The organism is Streptomyces sp. MK37H, from assembly GCF_018035285.1.
GTDB lineage: Bacteria > Actinomycetota > Actinomycetes > Streptomycetales > Streptomycetaceae > Streptomyces > Streptomyces endocoffeicus.
Genome location: NZ_JAAAYH010000626.1, coordinates 1 through 3,859 on the forward strand (window position 1 = coordinate 1; position 3,859 = coordinate 3,859).

The 3,859-nt window shown below is 73.1% G+C and carries 3 protein-coding genes and 1 pseudogene; all 4 read right to left on the minus strand.

The genetic code is table 11. The features are described from left to right. Positions 1 to 1,627, minus strand: a pseudogene (locus GWI24_RS41760) (helicase); the annotation flags it as partial. A 64-nt stretch (positions 1,628 to 1,691) separates the two neighbouring features. Next, positions 1,692 to 2,456, minus strand: a complete 765-nt coding sequence (locus tag GWI24_RS41765; protein WP_210951235.1) for an anti-sigma factor — start codon at positions 2,454 to 2,456, stop codon at positions 1,692 to 1,694. Further along, positions 2,453 to 2,974 carry a sigma-70 family RNA polymerase sigma factor gene (locus tag GWI24_RS41770; protein WP_020870913.1) on the minus strand — a complete coding sequence of 174 codons (522 nt, stop codon included), beginning with the start codon at positions 2,972 to 2,974 and terminating at the stop codon, positions 2,453 to 2,455. Before GWI24_RS41770 ends, GWI24_RS41765 begins: the two co-directional genes overlap by 4 nt. A 261-nt stretch (positions 2,975 to 3,235) precedes the next feature. Next, complete coding sequence (locus GWI24_RS41775) at positions 3,236 to 3,838, minus strand: ABATE domain-containing protein (protein WP_210951236.1); 603 nt, start codon at positions 3,836 to 3,838, stop codon at positions 3,236 to 3,238. Positions 3,839 to 3,859: the final 21 nt, after the last annotated feature.

The following is a 3,859-nucleotide window of genomic DNA, read 5'->3' on the forward strand; positions in this document are numbered from 1 at the left end:
GGCCCTGCCCGTCGGGGCCGAGCCGGGCCAGCGACCGGGCCACCTGACGGACCTCGCGGGGGTTGAGCACCCGCCGTGACCAGCGGTTCAGCCGCTTCTCATCGGCCATGGCGGCGAGGACGGAGCGGGGGGTGAGCTCGGGCCACCAGGCGTCGAGGAACTCCTGGAAGGAGTCCTCGGAGGAGATGTCCTCGTCGAACCCCTCCCGCGCCTCGGCGGCCAGCTCGGGGTCGGTGTACCGGCTGGGGGCGCCGGAGCGGGTCCACAGCGCGTCCAGGAGCAGCCGCCGGGCGCGGGGGCGCAGCAGGTTGACGGGCGCGGTGCCGCCCAGCACGTGTCGGCGGATGGTGCGCAGCTCATCGGCGCCCAGCTCGATCCGGGCGCCGAAGGCGACCACGCGCAGCCGCTCGGGCGGGCCGCCGGGTCTGGACCCGGAGCCCGCGCCGGGTCTGCCGCCGTGGGCGTCCAGCGCTCCGTCCAGTGTCAGCTGGCCGTTGTCGGATGACGAAGCCGATGACGGCGAAGGGGCCGGACCGGCGGGCGCGGCGGCTCCGCGCGGCAGCTCCAGCGCGCCGCGGGCGGCCCTGCGCAGCACATTCACCATCCGGGACGAGCCCTTGACGCGGGCCACGGCCGGGGTGTCGTACGTGGTGGCCTCGGCGCCCTCCACCAGCGAGCCCACCGCCCGGATGGCCACCTGGCCCTCCTCGCCCAGCGAGGGCAGCACGCCCTCGGTGTAGGCGACCAGCAGCGGGGTGGGGCTGACCACGAGGATGCCCCCCGCGTAGCGCCGCCGGTCCTGGTAGAGGAGGTACGCCGCGCGGTGCAGCGCGACCGCCGTCTTGCCGGTGCCGGGGCCGCCCTCGACCTCGGTGATGGAGGCGGCGGGGGCGCGGATCACCTGGTCCTGCTCGGCCTGGATGGAGGCCACGATGTCCCGCATGGTGTGGCCGCGGGCCTGGCCGAGCGCGGCCATCAGCGCGCCGTCGCCGACCACCGGCAGCGCCCCGCCGTCGAGGGTGGCGCTGAGCTCCGGGCGCAGCAGGTCGTCCTCGACGCCGAGCACCCGGCGGCCCTTGCTGCGGATCACCCGGCGGCGGACGACGCGGCCGGGGGCGACCGGGGTGGAGCGGTAGAAGGGCGCGGCGGCGGGCGCCCGCCAGTCGATCACCAGCGGGGCGTAGTCGGCGTCCAGAACGCCGATGCGGCCGATGTGCAACGTTTCGGCGATCTCCGCGCGGTCGCCGTCCGGGCCGGTGCGGATGGCGTCGTCGGCGGGCTCCACGGAGGTGTAGGCGCCGTCGGGGCCGCGCTGGCCGTCCTTGCCCGGCAGCAGATCGATGCGGCCGAAGAGGAAGTCCTCGAACTCGCTGTTCAGCCGGTTGAGATGCACCCCGGCCCGGAAGACCTGGGCGTCCCGTTCGGCGAACGCGCCGGGCGTGCCGACCTGACCGCGCTTGGCGGCGTCGTCCATGAGGAACTCCGCCTCGTGGATCTTCTCCTCGAGGCGGTGGTACACCCGGTCCAGATGCGTCTGCTCGACCCGGATCTCGCTGTCCCGGACCCCGTCCCCGCGGTCCCCCCGCGGTGCCGTCCGGTCGTCATGCGTGGCGTTGTGCGCGGCCACCCAGGGGCCCCCTTCTGTGTTCTTAAGGGCAGCCGTCAACCGTACACCTCCGGGGAGGGGGTTTTCAGAGCCTGACCTGGGCCAGGCGCTGGCCGTCCAGGGTGCGGACCTCGAACCGCTCGATGTCGTCGGTGTTCATGGCGGCGCCGCCCTGGGCGTAGAGCGGCTCCTTGCTCCAGCGGGAGCCGTCCCCGTCCTTGACGCCGTAGCCCGAGGTGGGCACGGCCCAGGTGGTGATGGTCTCCTCGTGGCCGTCCTTGCCGATGGCGACCAGGTCGCAGGTGCGCGGCCCCTTGAGGTTGCCCAGCTTGAGGGCGACGGAGGTGCCCCACCCCTTCTGCTGGAGCGAGACGGAGGCGTCCACCTTGGTGACGGGGTCGACCGCGCTGAACTTCTGGCCCTGGTCGTACACCTGCTTGGAGGAGGAGGCCGCCACCTGGTCCTTGCCCCCGCCGTCGTCGGAGCTCGCGGTGATGGCCGCTCCCGCGAGCGGGCCGCCGACGATGAGGACGGCGGCCGCGGCGACGAGGAAGAGCCGCCTTCTGCCGGAGGCTTTGCGACTCACCGCGACGTCGTCCATCAGCCGGTCGAGCAGTTCGGGCCCCGGGCGGGCGGTGACCACCGCCGGGTCCGGGAGCGCGGTGCCGTCGGCGGCGGTGGCGTACTCGGCCAGCAGCGGCGGGAGGCCCATCAGCTCGTCGAGCTCGGCGGCGCACCGCTCACACCCGATGAGGTGGTCCTCGAAGCGCGCCGCGTCGGCGGGGTCGAGCACCCCGAGCGCATAGGCGCCGACCGCGGTGTGCTGCTGGTCGTCCGCTGCCGGCATCATGCCGTGACCCCCCGTTCCTCGAGCGAGAGCTTCAGGGAGCGCAGCGCGTAGAAGACCCGGGACCTCACCGTCCCGGCGGGAACGCCCAGCACTTCGGCCGCCTCACTCACCGTCCGTCCCTTGAAGTATGTCTCGACGAGCGCCGCTCTATGTGCATCGGTGAGGTCATTCAACGCGTCAGAAATGGTCATCTGGCGCAATGCGCGGTCGATGTCGTCCGCTGCGGGCATGACATGGAGCGGCGCCGCGTCCACTTCATGGGGACGTGCGCGGCGTTGGCGGTGGCCGTCAATGACGATGCGGCGGGCCACGGTCACCAGCCAGGGCCGTACCGATCCTCCGGAGCGCCGCAGTTGGTCGGCGTTGCGCCAGGCTCGCAGGAGGGTCTCCTGGACCACGTCCTCGGCGCGGTGCCGGTCGCCCGCGACCAGGCGCAGGACGAAGGCGAGAAGCGGGCCTGCGTGCTCCGCGTAGAGCGCGCGCATGAGCGCGTCGTCCGGTGTCGTCCTCTCGGTCACGAGGGCATCTTTGCGTACGCAAGCCGCCGGGTCGAGGGGGGTACGGGCTGGAAACGCTCGGCGTTCATCGACCACCGTGTGATGTAGATCGCATTCCCGGGCTGAACATCTCCCGCTGTCCGGTGCGTACTTGAGTCCGAGTAAGGCCGACGCCGGGCGGGCGCCGGCCACCAGGAAGGGCTCCCTCCCCAAATCCGCCCCGCAGGCCCCGGTCCCCCCATCCGGGGCCTGCGTCATGTCCGGGTCATGACTGAATATCGCTCATGCTTTGCTGATGCTCGGGTTTACGCGACGGCGGTGACGGGCAACCCGCTCGCGGTTTCCGCAGACTTCGCTGGAGCACCAGCGCCGGCGGCGGCCGCGCGAGGTGTCGAGGTAGACCAGCGAGCAGGTCTCCCCCTCACAGCGCCGCAACTGCCCGCGCGCCACCGGGTCGGTGAGCAGCTGCACCGCGTCCCGGGCGATCTCGGAGAGCAGCGCACCGCAGTCCGGCTTCCCCACCAGGGCGCCCACCAGGGTGCCGTCTGGTGTCCGTACGGCGCGCAGGGCGGGCGGAGCGGTGGCGGCCAGCGCGTTCATCCGTTCCAGATCGGCGGCCGCGGCATGGCCCTCGACCTCGGTGTGGACGATGCGGTGCAGCAGGTCGCGGGCGGCCCGGAAGCGGATGAGCCAGCGGTGGTCCACGGCCTCGAGCGAGGTGCCGCCGGGCACCAGTCCGGCGCCCAGCAGCCACGCCTTGAGGGGCTCCACCCCGCCGAGCCGCTCGACGGGCGCCTCGCTGAGCCGGCCGCCGACCGTGGCCACCAGGTCCAGGCAGATCCGCCCCGAGTCGAACCGCAGGTCGTAGGCCGACGCCGACGCCATGTTCCCGTCACCCCTTCGGGG

Coding starts and splice junctions, on each gene's coding strand:
- GWI24_RS41775 (WP_210951236.1), bottom strand. CDS start 3,838: ATGGCGTCGGCGTCGGCCTACGACCTGCGGTTCGACTCGGGGCGGATC.
- GWI24_RS41765 (WP_210951235.1), bottom strand. CDS start 2,456: ATGATGCCGGCAGCGGACGACCAGCAGCACACCGCGGTCGGCGCCTAT.